Consider the following 16363-nt stretch of genomic DNA (forward strand, 5'->3'; position numbering starts at 1 on the left):
AACAACATGGGTAAAAAACCATTGGGCTTATGTATCGCGGTTTTGGCGAGTGCAGGCCTGGTTGCGCAGGTGCAACAAAAAGACTCCACAGACATTCAGTACCTCGATGAGGTTGTGGTCACAGACACGCGTTTTGAGATAAAACGCGAGCAGTCCGGAAAAACTGTGATTAAGATTGGGGCCGAAGAGCTCCAGAGAAGCTACGGTCAGACTTTGGCTCAGGTGATCAATGTTAAGAGCGGAATCGAGATAGCCGGTAGTAGGGGAAGGGAAGGAGCCGTACTAGGAGTTTTCGCAAGAGGAGGCCGGGGCCGACAGGTGTTGGTGATCATAGACGGTATAAGGGTTTCGGACCCCTCGTCTTTTTCATCGGAATACGATCTGAGGTTATTGCCCATAGCCTCTATTGAGTCCATCGAGATTATCAAAGGTGCGGCCAGTACACTTTACGGTACGAACGCGGCTACAGCAGTGATCAATATCACTACTAAACAAGCATCCGAAAAAGGAATCTCGGCCAATTTTCAGTCCAGTATTGGAACAAATCAGACTGCCGGGGAACAGAATTACAATTTTGGGAATTTTGAAAACAATGCCCGGGTTTCCGGAACGGTTGACAAGCTGAGCTACACCCTGGATTTTGCCGCACGTAACTCGGAAGGCTTATCGGCCATAGTTACTCCGGAAAACGAGGAAGATACTTTTTCCAATGTCAGTACAAACCTGAAGATCGGTTACCAGATAAGCGAGCGATTCAATCTTGGGATTTTTGGAAATCAAACTAAACTAAAGACAGATTTCGACGAGTCTTTCGGACTTGTAGATGCGCCCTATCAATTCATTAGTGAACAAAAAAGGGTAGGTATCAATGCCTCACATACGTATAAAGGTGGTGGGATATATTTAAACGCGGCATACAGTGATTTTGAGTCTGAAAATATCAGTGCCTTCCCAAGTAGCTTCGTGGGTCAGAATTATGTACTTGATCTCTATAACAAGACGAGCTTCGCGAACGGGATTAATGCAATTTTGGGGGTGAATTATATTAAGGACGATGCGCAGTTCTCAGCGGATCAGGATTTTACCATTATTGATCCATACCTGAATATGGTTTATGTTTCGGAATTTGGACTTAATGTTAATGCCGGAGCCCGGCTGAACAACCATTCGGAATACGGAACACAGCTGGTGTACAATTTGAATCCTTCATTCAGTCTGCAAACGGACAAAGGCTATTTGAAATTTTTAGGTTCCTTTGCCACTTCGTACATAACCCCTTCTTTGACTCAATTGTTTGGTGATTTTGGGGCGAATCCTGATCTGGAACCGGAAGAGAACAGGACCCTCGAAGGTGGCGTAGAATATGCCTTGTCCTCAGGTCTTCGTCTTAGCGCATTGTACTTCAACAGGAGAGAGGAGAATTTTGTGTTTTTTGACAATGCAACAGGTACCTATGGCAACGCGGATAACATCATAAAAGCCCAGGGATTGGAACTGGAGGCGAATTGGAAACCCCTTGATAAACTGGTAGTAAGTACCAATTATACTTTTACGGAAAGAAAGGGAGACAACGCGATCCGCATACCAAAACACAAGGCCAATCTGCTGTGTGCCTATGATCTCTCGGAGAGGACTTCCGCTTCCTTTAGCTATTCTTATACGGGGGAGCGTTCCGATACGGATTTTAATGTTTTTCCCTTTGTAGATGTGCCTTTGGATGCCTTTTCTTTGGTCGGCCTTCACCTACAGCATAAGCTTATTGAAGAAAAACTCAGAATATTCCTTAATATGGAAAACCTATTGAATGAGGAATTCACGGAAGTCCTTGGTTTTACAACCAGGGGAAGGAATATCAGTATGGGAATTAACCTTACCTTGTAATCTAAATCGAGTGTTGTGCTAAAAGTCTGTTCTTTCCTTCCGGCAGTTACCCAAACGATCTACGATATGGGCCTTCAGGAGCACTTGGTGGGGATTACGTTTGAGTGCCCGGAACAAGCGTTAAAAGAAAAGCCCACGGTAGTTCAATGCGTTTTGGAAGGTTTGGATCTGAGCAGCCGTCAGATAAATTCATTTTTTTCCGCCAGCAAACGGGACGGAGAATCGCTATACTATGTTAATGAGGATCTATTGGAGGAACTGAAACCTGATGTAATTTTCACCCAGGATGTTTGCGAGGTTTGCCAGATAGATACTGAATGCACTATGGCTGCAGTAGCTAAGCTGCCTAAACAACCGGAGATTATTTCCATAACTCCCCAGTCCCTGGAGGATGTGTTCAAATCAGCGGAAGTTATTGCTACCGCCATGGGCGTGCCTGAAAAAGGCCATAAGTATACCCGTTTGCTACGCAATCGTATTTCAGAAACAGAGCATCGGTTCCAAAAAAGCGGCTCTAAGCGCCAAAAGGTGTTTTTTATGGAATGGATGGATCCCATCTTTAATTCAGGGCATTGGATCCCGGATCAGGTACGTATTGCAGGAGGAAAAGACAAATTGTCTAATCCCTGTGGCGATAGCACCGGAATGCACTGGGAGGAATTAGTTAAATACGATCCGGATATACTGGTAATTGCGCCCTGCGGATTTAGTATTGAGCGAACCTTAAGTGAAATTTCCTTATTGACCTCCAAAACCGGATGGGAAACTATGAGTGCTGTCCGGAATAATAAGGTATATATCGCGGATTTTGAGCTATTCACTCAGTCATCCCTCAGCACTTTGGCTGATGGCATTGCTTTACTAAACTACCTTTTTCATTCGGAGCATAGTGTACTTCCTTCGAAATTAAAAAATTCCTATATCCGTTGGAGCGCTGATCATAAGGCTACAAGACCTTTTAAGGATGCTAATTTAAACTGAGGCTGTTTAAAGGGATCGCATTTGTATCGTGGTCACATCGAGCTCCCGCCTGAATGACTTAGCCGGGCAGGCAGTCGAGATGTATTTGATAATCGAAACTTTAACTAGTTCTCGACTGCCCGTCCGAATGTCTTAGGTGGGCGGACACTCGAACAGACAAAAATCTCTTTTCAGACAACCTTTTTAAAGGTTTTATTCCTCGTATAGCTCATAGGGGAGGTGCAGTGGTTTATCGAGCACCATATTGTCTTTTAGCGGCTGGAACATCCTGGAACTTGTAAAATAAGGCGCAGGAGTTTTTACCGTAAAATCTCTTTTACTTGCCGGACTGGTAATGGCTTCTATTGCCCTGGCCAGCAAGGGTTCATTTACATCTCCCAGTATACCCAGGTTTTCCAGGTCTTCATCCAACTCAATATCTGGTGGAAAACCACTGGTATAATCGAAGAATCCGGCAGCGTTCTCATTGCGTCCAACTAACGGCTGGATCGCCCATTGATTATCAGGATTTATTTGATTTTCCCTTGAAGGTGTATAGATAAAAGGTGCTCCATCCCTGCTTGGATCGTCCACCATGGTAAGTGAAAACTCATTTTTTCCGGTTGTGGTCCTTCCGATTAGGATTACCTCAATATACGGATCCAGGCCATTGATCACCAGCTCACTGGCAGAAGCTGTGCTCCTGGAAGTCAGGATATATACCCGGCTTAAATTTAAGGTGTTTATTGGAGAACCATCCCCGGTTTCTGAGGCAAAATAGTCCTCCACATCCTCAGCGCTAAAGGCAGCCATAATTTTCGGATTCCAACGCTGGCGGATGTACAGGTCGTTGGTGTTTGTTCCGTAGATCATACTGGAAAGCAAACGGGAAGAGTTTACAGAGCCTCCGGAATTATAGCGCAAATCCAGGACCAACTCCGTAACTCCTGCGGCTTTAAGCTGCCCGAAAGCGTCGTTCAGTTGTTCATCAAATTCATTGGTAAAGCCGTTATACATCAGATAACCAATGTTAGACCCACCAACATTAAAGGAATCTACTATAAAGACCGGATTCTCAACGAGGCCTTCTTCTTTGGTCAAAGTAACTTCTTTGCCGTTAGGAGTGATCACATCATTCGCAATATCTGCCATATTCAGCGTATAGGTGTTGTTTTCACCAAACAGCAGATCCTGGTAATTGTTTTCGGTAAGCGTTTGACCGTCTACCCCAGTGAACAGTTCACCCCTGGAAATATCCTTGGTTGAAGCATCCGAGTTAGGAATAATGTATTTAACAAAGCCAAAGACCTCATTGGAATCCCCAAAGAAGAACAGCTGGAATTCCACTCCATTACTTCTGGAGATACCGGCAAGATTGTTGGTCAATTCCCGATAATCATCATTAAAAAAGCTAAACCGGTCTTCGGAAAAGCGTAATTTGTTGTTAAAGAAGTTCTCAGGACTGGATTCAGACTCCAGGAATTCGGTATATTCTGCATTCGTACTAAAGCGATCATCAGCAAGGTCATCAACTTCGGCCTGCCAGAAATACCAGATATTCATGGATTTCCACATAAAATCCTGGACCACCACATTGGCGGAAGGATCTGGATCGGGGCCACTAGGACCTCCTACGCCGGCATCGTCATCATTATTACAACTGGCCAATAAAAATGCCATACCAAGAAGTGGGGCAAGGTATTTTCTCATCTCTTTCATGATTATTTCTTTATTTTCCACCAATTATCATTCCAAAAAACGGGAAAACGGTAATTGAAGAAGAAATTTTCTTTTTTATAGCTTAATTTTCAAACTAGTAATTAGTTAGAATGAGCCTAAATTACTTACATCTTAAGGAAAAAAAAATTTTTTGTTACAAAATTCGATGTTCTTCGTCTTCCTTGTGTAACACCCTAAATAAATGGTTTACACGACAACTCAACAACCAACAATGACACAGTCGGAATTTTTAAATGTGGTCATGCCTTTTAAGGATAAGCTGTACCGGCTAGCCAAAAGGCTGCTGGTATCTTCCGAAGAGGCCGAGGATGCGACCCAGGAGATCTTAATGAAGCTGTGGGCCAAGAACAAGATGATGGAGAGCTATAAGAATGTGGAGGCCTTTGCTATGACAATGACAAAGAATTTCTGTCTGGACAGACTGAAATCCAAACAGTCCAGTAACCTGAAACTGGTTCATAGCAACTACAGCGACGACAGCAGTTCGCTTCAAACGCAGGTAGAGGCCAAGGACAGTGTAAGTTGGGTAGAAAAGATCATGGAAGAATTGCCTGAGCAACAAAAAATGGTATTACAGCTCAGGGACATTGAAGAATACGATTTTGACGAAATAGCAGAATTACTGGAAATGAAACCCACCGCAGTTAGAGTGGCCCTTTCCAGAGCCCGGAAAACCGTAAGAGAAAAACTATTACAAAAACACCGTTATGGGATCAGATAAGATTGAAAAAATATTGGAGAAGTATTTTGAAGCTACTGCAACAGAAGCCGAAGAGCGTACCCTTAAAAACTATTTTTTAGAAGGTGATATAGCCCCGCATTTGGAACAGTACGCACCCATGTTCACCTACTTTTCCGAAGCCAAAGAAGAACGGTTTACCAGACAGGTTCCATTAAATACCAGAAGTAGATACTACAAATGGATTTCCGTCGCAGCGGTGGCTTTAGTAGCCTTTGGCATTTATTTTGGTACGGAGTACCAGCAAAAGAGAGCGTTAGAACGGCAGGAAGCTGAAATAGCCTACCAGGAAACCAAGAAAGCCCTGGACCTGCTGGCGACTAACTTTGGAAAAGGCACTCAAAAAATGGCCTATCTCAACGAATTTGAAACAACAAAACAAAAAATTTACAACAAAAATTAAATCTTAAACCGATGAAAACTAAGATCATAATACTATTATTGGCCGTCATACCGTTGGCGGGCTTCTCCCAGTCTTTATTCGATAAGTATGAGGATCTGGACGATGTGACCACTGTTGTGGTTAATGAAAATATGTTCAAACTACTGAGCAAAATAGAAGTGGAAGTGGATGATCCTGAGGCAAAAGACTTTATGGATATCGCTCAGAGCCTTAAGAGCCTCAAAGTCTTTACCACAGAGGACAAGGCCATTGGAACTGAAATGAAAGCTTCCGTAGATAAGTATCTGAAAACAGCTTCCCTGGAAGAACTGATGCGTATCAAGGATAAGGATGCGAATGTAAAGTTCTATATCAAGACCGGGAAAGACGAAGACCACGTTAGCGAGTTGCTGATGTTCGTTACTGGCATTAAGGAGATTGAGGCTAACGGAAGAAAGTTTGAAACCGTACTGCTTTCACTTACAGGGGATATCGATCTGAATAAGATCAACTCCCTGACCAGGAAAATGAATCTGCCGGAGGAACTTAACGAAGCTGGAAAGAAGAAAAATTAATCGGAATTACATCATCAATAAATAACTAACATCATGAAAAAAGTAATTATAGCAGTGGTTTTGGTACTGGCACCTCTAGCGGGATTCTCCCAGTCCATTTTTGACAAATATGAAGACATGGATAATGTGGCTTCTGTGATCATCAACAAGGGAATGATAGACCTTATGGCAACAGTTGGTGAAAATGCAGACGACCCTGAAGCGGAAGAGTTTGTAGGCCTTGCCAAACAGCTCAAAGGAGTAAAAGTATTCCTTACAGAAGACGAGGAGGTAACGGCCAGTATGAAAACAACCGTGAATAGCTACCTGAAATCCTCCTCAATGGAAGAATTAATGCGGGTTAAGGACGAAGACACCAATGTTAAATTCTTTGTCAATTACGGAAAGAATGAAAATTATGTAGAGGAATTACTCATGTTTGTAACAGGAGTGGGGGATGTTGAAGTCGGACCCAATGGACGAAATATAGAAACTGTTCTCGTATCTTTGACAGGAGACATTGACCTTAGAAAGATTGGCACCCTTACACGCGGAATGAACCTGCCACATCATATGCATAAAGCGGAGAAAAAGAAGAAGAATTGAATGATGTCCGGATCGAGACAAATCAAAACACAGTTTTAAAAACCAACAGATGAAAAGGATAATAGCACTAATAGCCATAGTAGGAGTAGCTTTCTTATCTGCCTGCTCTTCAACCCAGAGTCTTCAGGAGTACTATGTGGACAGTACGGAAAACCCGAATTTCATTTCTGTCGATGTACCCACCAGCGTCCTAAAACTTGAGGATGCTGATCTTACCGAGAAGCAAAGACAGGCTTTGAAGTCGCTCAAAAAACTGAATCTGCTCGCATTTAAGAAAACAACTGAAAATGCGGAGGAGTTCAAAATAGAAAAAGCGAAAGTAAATGCCATATTGAAAAATGATGAGTTCATAGAGCTAATGAAATTAAACTCTCAATACGGCAAGGGAGTGATCAAGTACTTGGGAGATGAGGATGCCATAGATGAGGTAATTATTTTTGGAAGCAGCGATGACAAGGGCTTTGCCCTGATCCGGGTACTCGGGGACGATATGAACCCAGCTAACCTGGTGCAGTTAATGCAGGCCATACAGAAGTCGGATTACGATGGGGAAGGCCTCGGGGAAATAGGCAAATTCTTAAGAGGATAGCAAACTACGACACATGATAGAAACCTGTTGGAAATTCAATTTCCGGCAGGTTTTTTTATTTCCGATATGTGGGTCCAAAAGCTTAGAATTTAGACGTGATATTACTATATTAGGGCGGAACATTAACACTAACTATATCATGGAAAAAGCACAGGAATGGATCAACTACGGAATTGAGCTGGCCAAAGAATTCGGGCCGAGATTACTAACGGCGATCCTTATTTACATTGTGGGTTCGTGGATCATAAAAAGGATCATCGGGGCCACGAGAAAAGTAATGTCTAAGAGCAGTTATGACGAATCGCTTCAGCGCTTCCTTCTCAATCTGATCTCGTGGGCATTAAAAGTCTTTTTAATTCTTCTGGTGATCTCCAGGCTTGGGGTGGATGTCACCACCTTTGCAGCCGTTATCGCCGCAGCCGGTTTGGCTGTAGGATTGGCTCTTCAGGGTTCTCTTGCCAATTTTGCCGGGGGCGTTCTCATTATGATCTTCAGGCCCTACAAGATCGGAGACCTTATTGAGGCCCAGGGGGTGATAGGAGTGGTCAAGGAGATTGAGATCTTTACCACAAAACTCACTACTCCCGAAAATAAATTGGCCATTGTCCCAAATGGAGCTATGGCCAACGGGAATATCATCAACTATACAGCAGAAGGTAAAATACGTGTAGACACCGTAATTGGAGTGGGTTATGGAGAAGACATTAAACAGACTAAAGAAGTGCTGTTAAATGTGCTTACCTCTAATCCACAGGTACTGGAAGATCCGGCTCCTTCTGTAAATGTGTCTGAATTGGCAGACAGTTCGGTTAACTTTGCCGTTAGACCTTTCTGTAAGCCGGAACACTATTGGGATGTGTATTTCGCTACTTATGAAGGCTGCAAGCTGGCGCTGGATGAAGCGGGAATAGAGATCCCATATCCGCACCAGGTGGAAATTCACAAAGGTGAATAATAAACCGAAACAGGAATAACTCTAAACCCCGGTATAATTGCTGGGGTTTATTGCTTTCAACTCCTTTTTCAGGCTATCAGAAACGTCCAGGGAATCTATAAAGCCAGCGATAACTTTGCTGGTTATTTTTTCGTTCGTCCGGGTCAAACCCTTCAGGGCTTCGTAAGGGTTGGGGTATCCTTCGCGCCTAAGGATGGTCTGAATAGCTTCGGCCACTACCGCCCAGTTCTCTTCCAGGTCTGAAGCGAACTTTTCCTTATTCAGTAAAAGCTTATTCAGGCCTTTTAAAGTGGCACTGAAAGCAATAACGGTATGTGCAAAGGGTACACCCACATTGCGCAGAACCGTACTGTCTGTAAGATCCCTTTGAAGCCTGGAGACAGGTAATTTGGAGGACAGATGGTCAAATAGCGCGTTTGCCAGACCCAGGTTTCCTTCTGAGTTTTCAAAATCGATCGGGTTTACTTTATGCGGCATAGCAGAAGAACCGATCTCTCCTTTTTTGATCTTTTGCTTGAAATATTCCATGGAGATATAGGTCCAGATATCTCTGTCAAGATCAATGATGATGGTGTTGATCCTTTTTAGGGCATCGAACAAGGCGGCCAGATGATCGTAGTGCTCTATTTGGGTTGTTGGGAAAGAGTGGTGCAATCCGAGTTTCTCCTGTACGAAACCGGTACCAAAAGACTTCCAGTCGATTTCGGGATAGGCCACTTTATGAGCATTAAAGTTACCGGTGGCTCCGCCAAATTTAGCGGCACTTGGGATATCGTTCAGTAAATTGAACTGCTCCTTTAACCGCACTACGAACACTTCAATTTCCTTACCCAGACGGGTAGGGGAGGCCGGCTGCCCATGGGTACGTGCTAACATTGGGATATCCGCCCATTCTGTAGATAATTCCTCCAGCCTTTGCGCTAAGGAAAAATAGGCTGGGACATATACTTCATTAACAGCATCCTTTATGGAAAGCGGGATCGCGGTGTTGTTGATATCCTGTGAGGTAAGCCCAAAATGAATAAATTCTTTGAATTCACTCAACCCCAGATCATCAAATTTTTCTTTGATGAAATATTCAACGGCCTTTACATCGTGATTTGTGATCTTTTCTATAGACTTTATCGCCTCGGCATCTGTTTCCGTAAAGTCAAGATAGATCTTCCTCAGAGGCTCAAAAACTGTTTTTTCTATGTCCTTCAACTGCGGAAGCGGTAGTTCACAAAGCGCGATGAAGTATTCAACTTCAACTTTTACACGGTATTTGATCAGGGAGGCCTCGGAAAAGAAAGAGGCCAGATCCTGTACTTTGTTTCGGTAGCGTCCGTCTACAGGAGAAATGGCATTGAGCTCTGATAAAGACATGTTGGTAAGCTTGATTTTAGAAAGATGCAAAGATACTTAATATGTCAGTGAGATGGAAACTGAGACTGGGAAATCGATGGTTGATGGTTGATGGTTGATAGTTGATGGTTGATAGTTGATAGTTGATGGGTGGATGGTCGGACGGTTGGATGGTTAGATAGTTGGACCGTTAGATGGTTGGATGGTTAGATGGTTGGATAGTTAGATGATTAGATTGGCAGATAGTAGGATACCTTGATAAGAAGCTTAATAGCAGTTTAATCCTTTTTGTTTATCGGGGTTTCCAACCCCACCCCAAACTCAAGTTAATCATTGGCACTGCATTTTAAAAGCAGGGAGGCGGTTAACCAATTTGATATATTTTCACATTGCTACATTAGTACATTGGACGGTTAGATGGTTAGATGGTTAGATGGTTAGACGGTTAGATGATTGGATGGTTAGACTTTTGGATAGTTAGATGGTTAGATTGGCAGATACTTGGATACCTTGATAAGAAGCTTAATAGAAATTTAATCTTTTTTGTTCATCAGGGCCTCCAACCCCACCCCAAACTCAAGTTAATCGTTGGCACTGCATTTTAAAAGCAGGGAGGCGGTTAACCAATTTGATATATTTTCACATTGCTACATTAGTAAATTGGGCGGTTAGATGGTTGGATAGTTAGATTATTAGATGGTTAGATGATTAGATGGTTAGACGGTTAGATAGTTGGATGTTAGATAAGAAACTGTTTACTGTTCACTGATTACTGTTTACTTAGTTCCTCCTCCGAAGCTTTAGCGAAGGAGGACTGTTCACTGATTACTGTTCACTTAGTTCCTCCTCCGAAGCTTTAGCGAAGGAGAACTGTTCACTGCCCACCGCCTACTGCCTACTTCTCCCACCTAGTTTCTCCAATACCTGCCGGGCGCGGGCTTTATAAGCTGCGCTGCCCGAGGCGTAGTTCTGCTCCAATACAAGTCGGAGTTCCGGGTGTATCCATGCGAACTGATTGCCGAGATGATAAAGACTGGTCATCGCATAGGCCTTTGCGGCCACCTTGTGTTCGCCGATCAGCCAATCAAAACACGCGGTGGCTATCTGTTCCAGATGCCCTTCGCTTAAAGCCTCCCGGGCAGGGTGTTTTTTCCTGGAATAATAGGCGAGAACCAGACTTTCGCATAGCTTGGACATAGGCCTAACCGAAGAATCCAGCTGCACTTTATCCAGCCCGCCGAGGAAAAGATCAATATGCGGTAATAACTGCTGAATCCTCGATTTCAGGGTGAATTCCAGTATCCAACTGGCCTTACAGGAAACCGGATCATCGTTCATCTGGGCGATTTCTATCAATAAGGGGATCAGCTCGGGGCTGCTAAGGACCCGCTTAGCCATTTTCCCTCTTTTTTCACGGGTAGCGTCTACATAATTTAATGCCTCGTAAAGCCTTTCTTTAGTCACAAAATTGTACATTAGGGATTCAAAATTCGCCAAATGAAATTAGCAAAAAAAATCGCATGGGCCTTACTGATCATTTTCGTAGGAATGCAATTTATCCGACCTGATAAGAACCTTGCGGAAGATGGTCACGAGCAGGCTTTTCTAACAGAAACCAACCCCCCTGCTGAGGTGCGGACTATCCTCAAAGAATCCTGTTACGACTGCCATAGCAACAATACCGTGTATCCCTGGTACAACAATATTGCTCCGGTATCTTTTTGGATCGCCGGTCATGTAGATGAAGGTAAAGAGCACTTTAATATCTCGGCATGGGATAGCTATGATGCCAAAAAAAAGGACCACAAACTGGAAGAGGTTGTTGAAGTTATGGAAGAGCACAGCATGCCTCTGAACGAATATACCTGGACACACGAAGAGGCCAGGCTAAGCCAGGGGCAAATAGATGCTATCCTAGAATGGGCCAAAAAGACTAGGTCCCTGTATCAATTAGGCGCTCGACCAGAGTAGGAACACCTACTGCCGCTCGTTCAGGAATGATTTCCAGATTGCTGAAATTCGAGCTGGACATATTCGGTTTGGGATCCATAAAAAAGATAGGAATCCCGGGAGGCGCATAATGCACCAGGCTGGCAGCAGGGTAAACCTGCATTGAAGTTCCTATGATCAGCAGAATATCCGCGCTATTTGTGATCTCGGCGGCTTTGGGTAGCAAGGGCACTTCTTCGCCAAACCAGACGATATCAGGCCTTAATTGAAAACCATCGGAACAGAGATCCCCCAGCAAAAGGTCTTTGCGCCATTCCATTACCTCAGGACCTCTGGTACTTCTCACTTTGAACAATTCCCCGTGTAAGTGTAACACATCCTTACTACCGGCCCTTTCATGCAGATCGTCCACATTCTGGGTTATTATACTCACACTGTGGTATTGTTCCAGTTTTGCCAGGGCCTGATGACCAGCATTCGGGCTGGCCTCGAGCAGTTGTTTTCTCCTTTGATTGTAAAAATCGAGTACCAATTCCGGGTTTCTTGCGAAGCCGTGGGGTGAAGCTACTTCCATTACGTCGTGACCTTCCCAAAGCCCGTCGGCATCCCGAAAGGTTCTTAAACCGCTGTCCGCGCTCATTCCTGCTCCGGTGAGTACTACAATACGTTTATGCATAGTTTGTGCTTCCTTCATAAATATACGTTTTTCTTATATTCGGTTTATGGTTGATCTGGAACTCCTCGAATATTTGGAAGGCTTTATATCGGAGGCCAGAAAAGCCCGGTTTATTGAAGTCCTGGAGCAAAGGACCAATTTTATTACCGTAGCGGTAGAAGATGTATTCCAATTACATAACACCAGCGCCGTGATCCGAAGCTGCGAGGTGTTCGGAATTCAACAACTGCACTTTATCGAAGGTAGGTTTGGGGAACGCCTGGATAAGAACATCGCTATGGGAGCCCACCAGTGGGTGGATGTCCACAGCCATAAAACTGCAGAGGCATGTATGGAAAATCTCAGGGATATGGGGTATAAGATCATCGCCACTTCCCCTCATGAAGACTCGTGCCTGCTTGAGGACTTCTCCTTAACAGAAAGAACGGCCCTATTCTTTGGCACAGAAAAGGAGGGACTTAGCGAAGCCGTATTAAAGCAGGCAGATGGATTTCTAAAAGTCCCTATGACCGGTTTTACCGAAAGTCTTAACATTTCTGTAGCTGCCGGGATCATACTACAAAAACTGAGCTCAGATCTGCGCAAGTCCGATCTCAACTGGAAACTTTCACCAACTGAAATTCTTGACAAAAGGTTGGAATGGACCAAAAAATCCATTAAAAGCATCGAATCTATAATGGATCGTTACCAGGCTGACTGAGGCCCTGTTTTAATATTTTATTATCATTTAGATACGCTTTTTTAGTTTACATTTAAAGGAACCAATATCGATAAACTGATGAAAATCAATACGTACCTCATGTTCGATGGCAATTGTGAGGATGCTATCGGATTCTACAAAGATGTTTTGAACGGACAGATCAGTACGCAAATGCGCTACAGTGATGCGCCGGAAGACATGCCTATGCCGGACCACATGATGAACAAAATCATGCACACAACCCTGGAATTTGAGGGAGGATCCATAATGGCTTGCGACACGCACGACAAACTCAACCTTGGCAATGCGCATCATCTCAGTCTGAATATAGCTTCGGAAGAAGAAGCCCTGGCCGTTTTCAATAGCCTGGCAGACGGGGGGCAGATCGCTATGCCTTTTGAAGAGGTTTTCTGGGGAGGGAAGTTTGGAATGCTCACAGACAAGTTTGGGATTCAATGGATGGTGAGTAGTGAACACAAACCTGCCTGATCAGAGCGGCTCTAAGCTTGATCTCCTGTTCCTAAACGGAAGCTTCGTTTATTTTTTCTATCTTGAACAACTACTAACTAATTGATATACAAATGACTACTATTATTTACATTCTCGTTGGCCTCGTGCTGCTTATTTTGCTTTTAGCGATAATCGCTCCCAAAAACTACGATGTAAACAGGGAAATTGTCATCAACCAGCCAGTCCCTAAAGTTTTTGATTACCTGAAATATCTAAAGAACCAGGATAATTGGAGCCCTTGGGCTAAAAAGGATCCTAATATGAAAAAAGAGTTTTCCGGGACCGATGGTACCGTTGGAGCCATTAGCAAATGGGACGGTAACAAAGATGTCGGTATGGGCGAACAAGAGATCACACGTTTGGTGGATAACGAAGTGATCGAAAGCCAGCTAAGGTTCTTCAAACCCTGGAAATCACAGTCTGATGCCTATATGAGGGTGGCCGAATCAGGTTCTGAAAGCACTAAGGTAACCTGGGGATTCAGCGGAAAGAACAAATTCCCTATGAGTATTATGATGCTCTTCATGAACATGGACAAAATGGTGGGAAAGGACTTTGAGGAAGGTCTCTCAAGTTTAAAAAGTGTAATGGAAAACTAAGGTGAATATGGAAGAAAATCTCGTTGGATGGTTCGAAATTCCCGTAACCGATATGGACAGGGCCAAGGCCTTTTATGAATCAGTTTTTGACATTCAAATACAGGTACACGACCTGGGGGGGGTTGTAATGGGTTGGTTTCCCAGTGACCATACCAAACCGGGAGCCACGGGTTCCTTGGTGAAACACGAAATGTATAGTCCGAGTGAAACCCACGGGCCCTTGATCTATTTTTCCTGCACAGATCTGGCCAATGAGCTTGGAAGAGTTGAAGTGGCAGGTGGAAAGATCAGCAAACCCAAGACTGAAATTGGAGGAGGCCACGGATTTATGGCCTTATTCATTGATACTGAAGGGAACAGGGTTGCATTACATTCACAGTCCTGATTACCAGGATTAGCTGTAATAACAACTGATTAAATGCGATAGCGTATTCTGATAAGAGGCCTAAGGTGCCAGTTCCAGCAGGGCAATGTCGTACTCATTATCCAGCATGACCTTTCCATTTTTCACCTCTACTTCAGTATTTGAATAGGTGTCATAAAGTTTGGTTCCATCTCCGAAGAATCCTTTTACCCAAAGGGATTTTTTACCCTGAGGCAGGTCCAGGCCCACTACGACTTTGTCCTTGTAATCCCCTTTGATATAAGTGCGGCTGAAGACATAAGGTGCTTTAGCCAGCCGCTTGTGCTTCCCGGCTCCGATGGCAGGATGGTTTTGTCTGAATTTACCGAGTTTTTGCCAGTGTTCCAGTACTTTTTTGGTTTGCGGCAGGCTATCCAGTTCCTCCCAATTCATGAACGATCTAAGGGTCGCGTCTCCTACGGTACCTTCAATAGTAAGGTCCCTGGAAGTTTCATCCCCGTAATAGATCTGGGAAGCTCCCTGTGTAAGTAAGAGCACGTTGGCTGAATAGAATGGTCTTTCCCTGTCCTTGTCAAACGGTTCTCCGTCGTCATGAGAAGTAAGGTAGTTCAAAACACTTTTTCCCTTGAGCTCTTTGTTCAGTAGCTTGTGGTATTTCTTAAAAATGGTCTCGTAATCTCCATGGGCATCCCGCTTCAGATCAAAATTGATCAAACTCGTAAAACCGTGATCAAAATAGTCTACTTTTTTATCTCCGAAATCAAACTCCCGGCCACCGGAAGCCCCATAGTTATAGACCTCTCCAACCATAAAGAAGGGATTGTCATCCAGTACCTCTTCAGGGTGTTTCTTCTTCCATGTCTCGAATGCATATGATGCCTCTTTATAAAGCTCTGCCCATGCCTTTTCATCCGCATGTTTTACTGTATCCACTCTAAAGCCATCTATCCCAAGGTCATTCACATAGTCAGTCAACCATTTTATGATATAAAATCTTGGGGCTCTGGGATATCCCGTACGTTCAAAGAACAACTGTAGTTCATCCAATTCATTGCTCAGCCTGCCTTCGTCCTTCCATTTAGCCAATAAAGGGTCCGGAAGCTCTACGACTTCATCGGATTCCGTGAAAATATCGGGCAGATTGTCAACCAAAGTACAGGATGTTGTATTCTCATAGGTCGTGAATTCACAGGTAGGTTCGGTACGTACCCAGTCCGATGGCCAAACCGGATCTTCCTCAGTAATTGGTCCGGTATGATTGATCACCACATCCATCAGAACCCGGATCCCGTTTTCATGGGCTTTTTTTACGAGTTCCTCCAGATCTTTTTTTGTTCCGAAATTGGGATCCAGTACGGTCCAGTCTTTGGCCCAATAGCCGTGATACCCATAAGTGTTTCCGGTACCCTCGTCTGTATCCCCGTGTATTTGTTCCACCACCGGGGTGAACCAGAGGGCATTGACCCCAAGGTCATTGAAATATCCTTCTTCAATTTTTTGTGTTATCCCCGCAATATCACCACCCATAAACCCTCGCAAAGGTCCTGTGGGGTTGCCTCGGTCGAAATTCAGGTCATTTTCCTTATTGCCGTTGTTAAATCGGTCTGTAAGTAAAAAATAGACATTTGCGGCTTCCCAGAGGAAAGGCGACTTTGGGGTAGTATCCGGAATACTGTCACGAACTTCAATTGATGCGGTCTCTGTCTCTTTTTGGGCTTGCTTGCAGGCTAAAAAAAGGGATGAAATTGCCAAGATCGTTAGCAGTTTCTTCATAGTAATGGATTTTGTCTAAAACTATAAAATGCTGGCTTAAA

General features: G+C 43.9%; 18 protein-coding genes. 13 read left to right on the forward strand and 5 right to left on the reverse strand.

The window, feature by feature from the left end:
* Positions 1 to 6 precede the first annotated feature (6 nt).
* Together GTQ38_RS06760 and GTQ38_RS06765 are read left to right on the forward strand one after the other, a co-directional pair.
* Positions 7 to 1881, forward strand: a complete 1875-nt coding sequence (locus GTQ38_RS06760) for a TonB-dependent receptor plug domain-containing protein (protein WP_161434704.1) — start codon at positions 7 to 9, stop codon at positions 1879 to 1881.
* A 15-nt stretch (positions 1882 to 1896) separates the two neighbouring features.
* Complete coding sequence (locus tag GTQ38_RS06765; protein WP_317169047.1) at positions 1897 to 2862, forward strand: ABC transporter substrate-binding protein; 966 nt, start codon at positions 1897 to 1899, stop codon at positions 2860 to 2862.
* 192 nt (positions 2863 to 3054) lie between these two features.
* On the opposite strand, the gene GTQ38_RS06770 is transcribed toward GTQ38_RS06765, so the two are convergent.
* Entirely contained in the window at positions 3055 to 4551 is a 1497-nt protein-coding gene (locus GTQ38_RS06770) for a S41 family peptidase (protein WP_238857822.1), read from the reverse strand.
* Positions 4552 to 4792: 241 nt separating this feature from the next.
* Between GTQ38_RS06770 and GTQ38_RS06775 the strand changes: the two genes are divergently transcribed.
* The 6 genes from GTQ38_RS06775 to GTQ38_RS06800 all read left to right on the forward strand — a co-directional run bounded on the left by GTQ38_RS06775 (position 4793) and on the right by GTQ38_RS06800 (position 8406).
* A complete protein-coding gene (locus tag GTQ38_RS06775; RefSeq protein WP_161434706.1) occupies positions 4793 to 5302 on the forward strand; it encodes an RNA polymerase sigma factor in 510 nt (169 codons plus the stop codon).
* Positions 5289 to 5723: a hypothetical protein gene (locus GTQ38_RS06780; protein ID WP_161434707.1), complete on the forward strand. Its 435-nt coding sequence runs from the start codon at positions 5289 to 5291 to the stop codon at positions 5721 to 5723. The genes GTQ38_RS06775 and GTQ38_RS06780 overlap by 14 nt, the downstream gene beginning before the upstream one ends.
* An 11-nt stretch (positions 5724 to 5734) precedes the next feature.
* Positions 5735 to 6277 carry a DUF4252 domain-containing protein gene (locus tag GTQ38_RS06785; protein WP_161434708.1) on the forward strand — a complete coding sequence of 181 codons (543 nt, stop codon included), beginning with the start codon at positions 5735 to 5737 and terminating at the stop codon, positions 6275 to 6277.
* A 33-nt stretch (positions 6278 to 6310) separates the two neighbouring features.
* Positions 6311 to 6862 (forward strand): DUF4252 domain-containing protein, encoded by a 552-nt coding sequence (locus GTQ38_RS06790; RefSeq protein WP_161434709.1) that lies wholly within the window; start codon positions 6311 to 6313, stop codon positions 6860 to 6862.
* A 49-nt stretch (positions 6863 to 6911) separates the two neighbouring features.
* Positions 6912 to 7451, forward strand: coding sequence for a DUF4252 domain-containing protein (locus GTQ38_RS06795; RefSeq protein WP_161434710.1), 540 nt, complete (start codon positions 6912 to 6914; stop codon positions 7449 to 7451).
* Positions 7452 to 7590: 139 nt separating this feature from the next.
* Positions 7591 to 8406 carry a mechanosensitive ion channel family protein gene (locus GTQ38_RS06800; RefSeq protein ID WP_161434711.1) on the forward strand — a complete coding sequence of 272 codons (816 nt, stop codon included), beginning with the start codon at positions 7591 to 7593 and terminating at the stop codon, positions 8404 to 8406.
* Between the two features lie 21 nt (positions 8407 to 8427).
* Here the strand turns inward: GTQ38_RS06800 and purB are convergent, their stop codons facing one another.
* On the reverse strand, positions 8428 to 9771 hold the full coding sequence (gene purB / locus GTQ38_RS06805; RefSeq protein WP_161434712.1) for an adenylosuccinate lyase: 1344 nt from the start codon (positions 9769 to 9771) through the stop codon (positions 8428 to 8430).
* An 867-nt stretch (positions 9772 to 10638) separates the two neighbouring features.
* Positions 10639 to 11214 carry an adenylosuccinate lyase gene (locus tag GTQ38_RS06810; RefSeq protein WP_161434713.1) on the reverse strand — a complete coding sequence of 192 codons (576 nt, stop codon included), beginning with the start codon at positions 11212 to 11214 and terminating at the stop codon, positions 10639 to 10641.
* 33 nt (positions 11215 to 11247) lie between these two features.
* Here GTQ38_RS06810 and GTQ38_RS06815 point away from each other — a divergent pair, with 33 nt between their 5' ends.
* On the forward strand, positions 11248 to 11721 hold the full coding sequence (locus GTQ38_RS06815; RefSeq protein WP_161434714.1) for a heme-binding domain-containing protein: 474 nt from the start codon (positions 11248 to 11250) through the stop codon (positions 11719 to 11721).
* Here the strand turns inward: GTQ38_RS06815 and GTQ38_RS06820 are convergent.
* On the reverse strand, positions 11684 to 12394 hold the full coding sequence (locus tag GTQ38_RS06820) for an SIR2 family NAD-dependent protein deacylase (RefSeq protein ID WP_238857823.1): 711 nt from the start codon (positions 12392 to 12394) through the stop codon (positions 11684 to 11686). The genes GTQ38_RS06815 and GTQ38_RS06820 overlap by 38 nt on opposite strands.
* Positions 12395 to 12422: 28 nt before the next feature.
* Here GTQ38_RS06820 and GTQ38_RS06825 point away from each other — a divergent pair, with 28 nt between their 5' ends.
* The 4 genes from GTQ38_RS06825 to GTQ38_RS06840 all read left to right on the forward strand — a co-directional run bounded on the left by GTQ38_RS06825 (position 12423) and on the right by GTQ38_RS06840 (position 14570).
* Positions 12423 to 13076 carry a TrmH family RNA methyltransferase gene (locus GTQ38_RS06825; RefSeq protein ID WP_161434715.1) on the forward strand — a complete coding sequence of 218 codons (654 nt, stop codon included), beginning with the start codon at positions 12423 to 12425 and terminating at the stop codon, positions 13074 to 13076.
* 78 nt (positions 13077 to 13154) lie between these two features.
* The gene (locus tag GTQ38_RS06830; RefSeq protein WP_161434716.1) at positions 13155 to 13565 is read left to right on the forward strand and encodes a VOC family protein; all 411 of its coding nucleotides are present in this window, start codon (positions 13155 to 13157) and stop codon (positions 13563 to 13565) included.
* A 92-nt stretch (positions 13566 to 13657) separates the two neighbouring features.
* Positions 13658 to 14185: an SRPBCC family protein gene (locus tag GTQ38_RS06835; protein WP_161434717.1), complete on the forward strand. Its 528-nt coding sequence runs from the start codon at positions 13658 to 13660 to the stop codon at positions 14183 to 14185.
* 7 nt (positions 14186 to 14192) lie between these two features.
* Positions 14193 to 14570: a VOC family protein gene (locus GTQ38_RS06840; RefSeq protein ID WP_161434718.1), complete on the forward strand. Its 378-nt coding sequence runs from the start codon at positions 14193 to 14195 to the stop codon at positions 14568 to 14570.
* Between the two features lie 60 nt (positions 14571 to 14630).
* Here GTQ38_RS06840 and GTQ38_RS06845 read toward each other — a convergent pair whose 3' ends face one another.
* Complete coding sequence (locus GTQ38_RS06845) at positions 14631 to 16322, reverse strand: alpha-amylase family glycosyl hydrolase (RefSeq protein ID WP_161434719.1); 1692 nt, start codon at positions 16320 to 16322, stop codon at positions 14631 to 14633.
* Between the last annotated feature and the right edge of the window lie 41 nt (positions 16323 to 16363).

Source organism: Poritiphilus flavus, assembly GCF_009901585.1.
Lineage (GTDB): Bacteria > Bacteroidota > Bacteroidia > Flavobacteriales > Flavobacteriaceae > Poritiphilus > Poritiphilus flavus.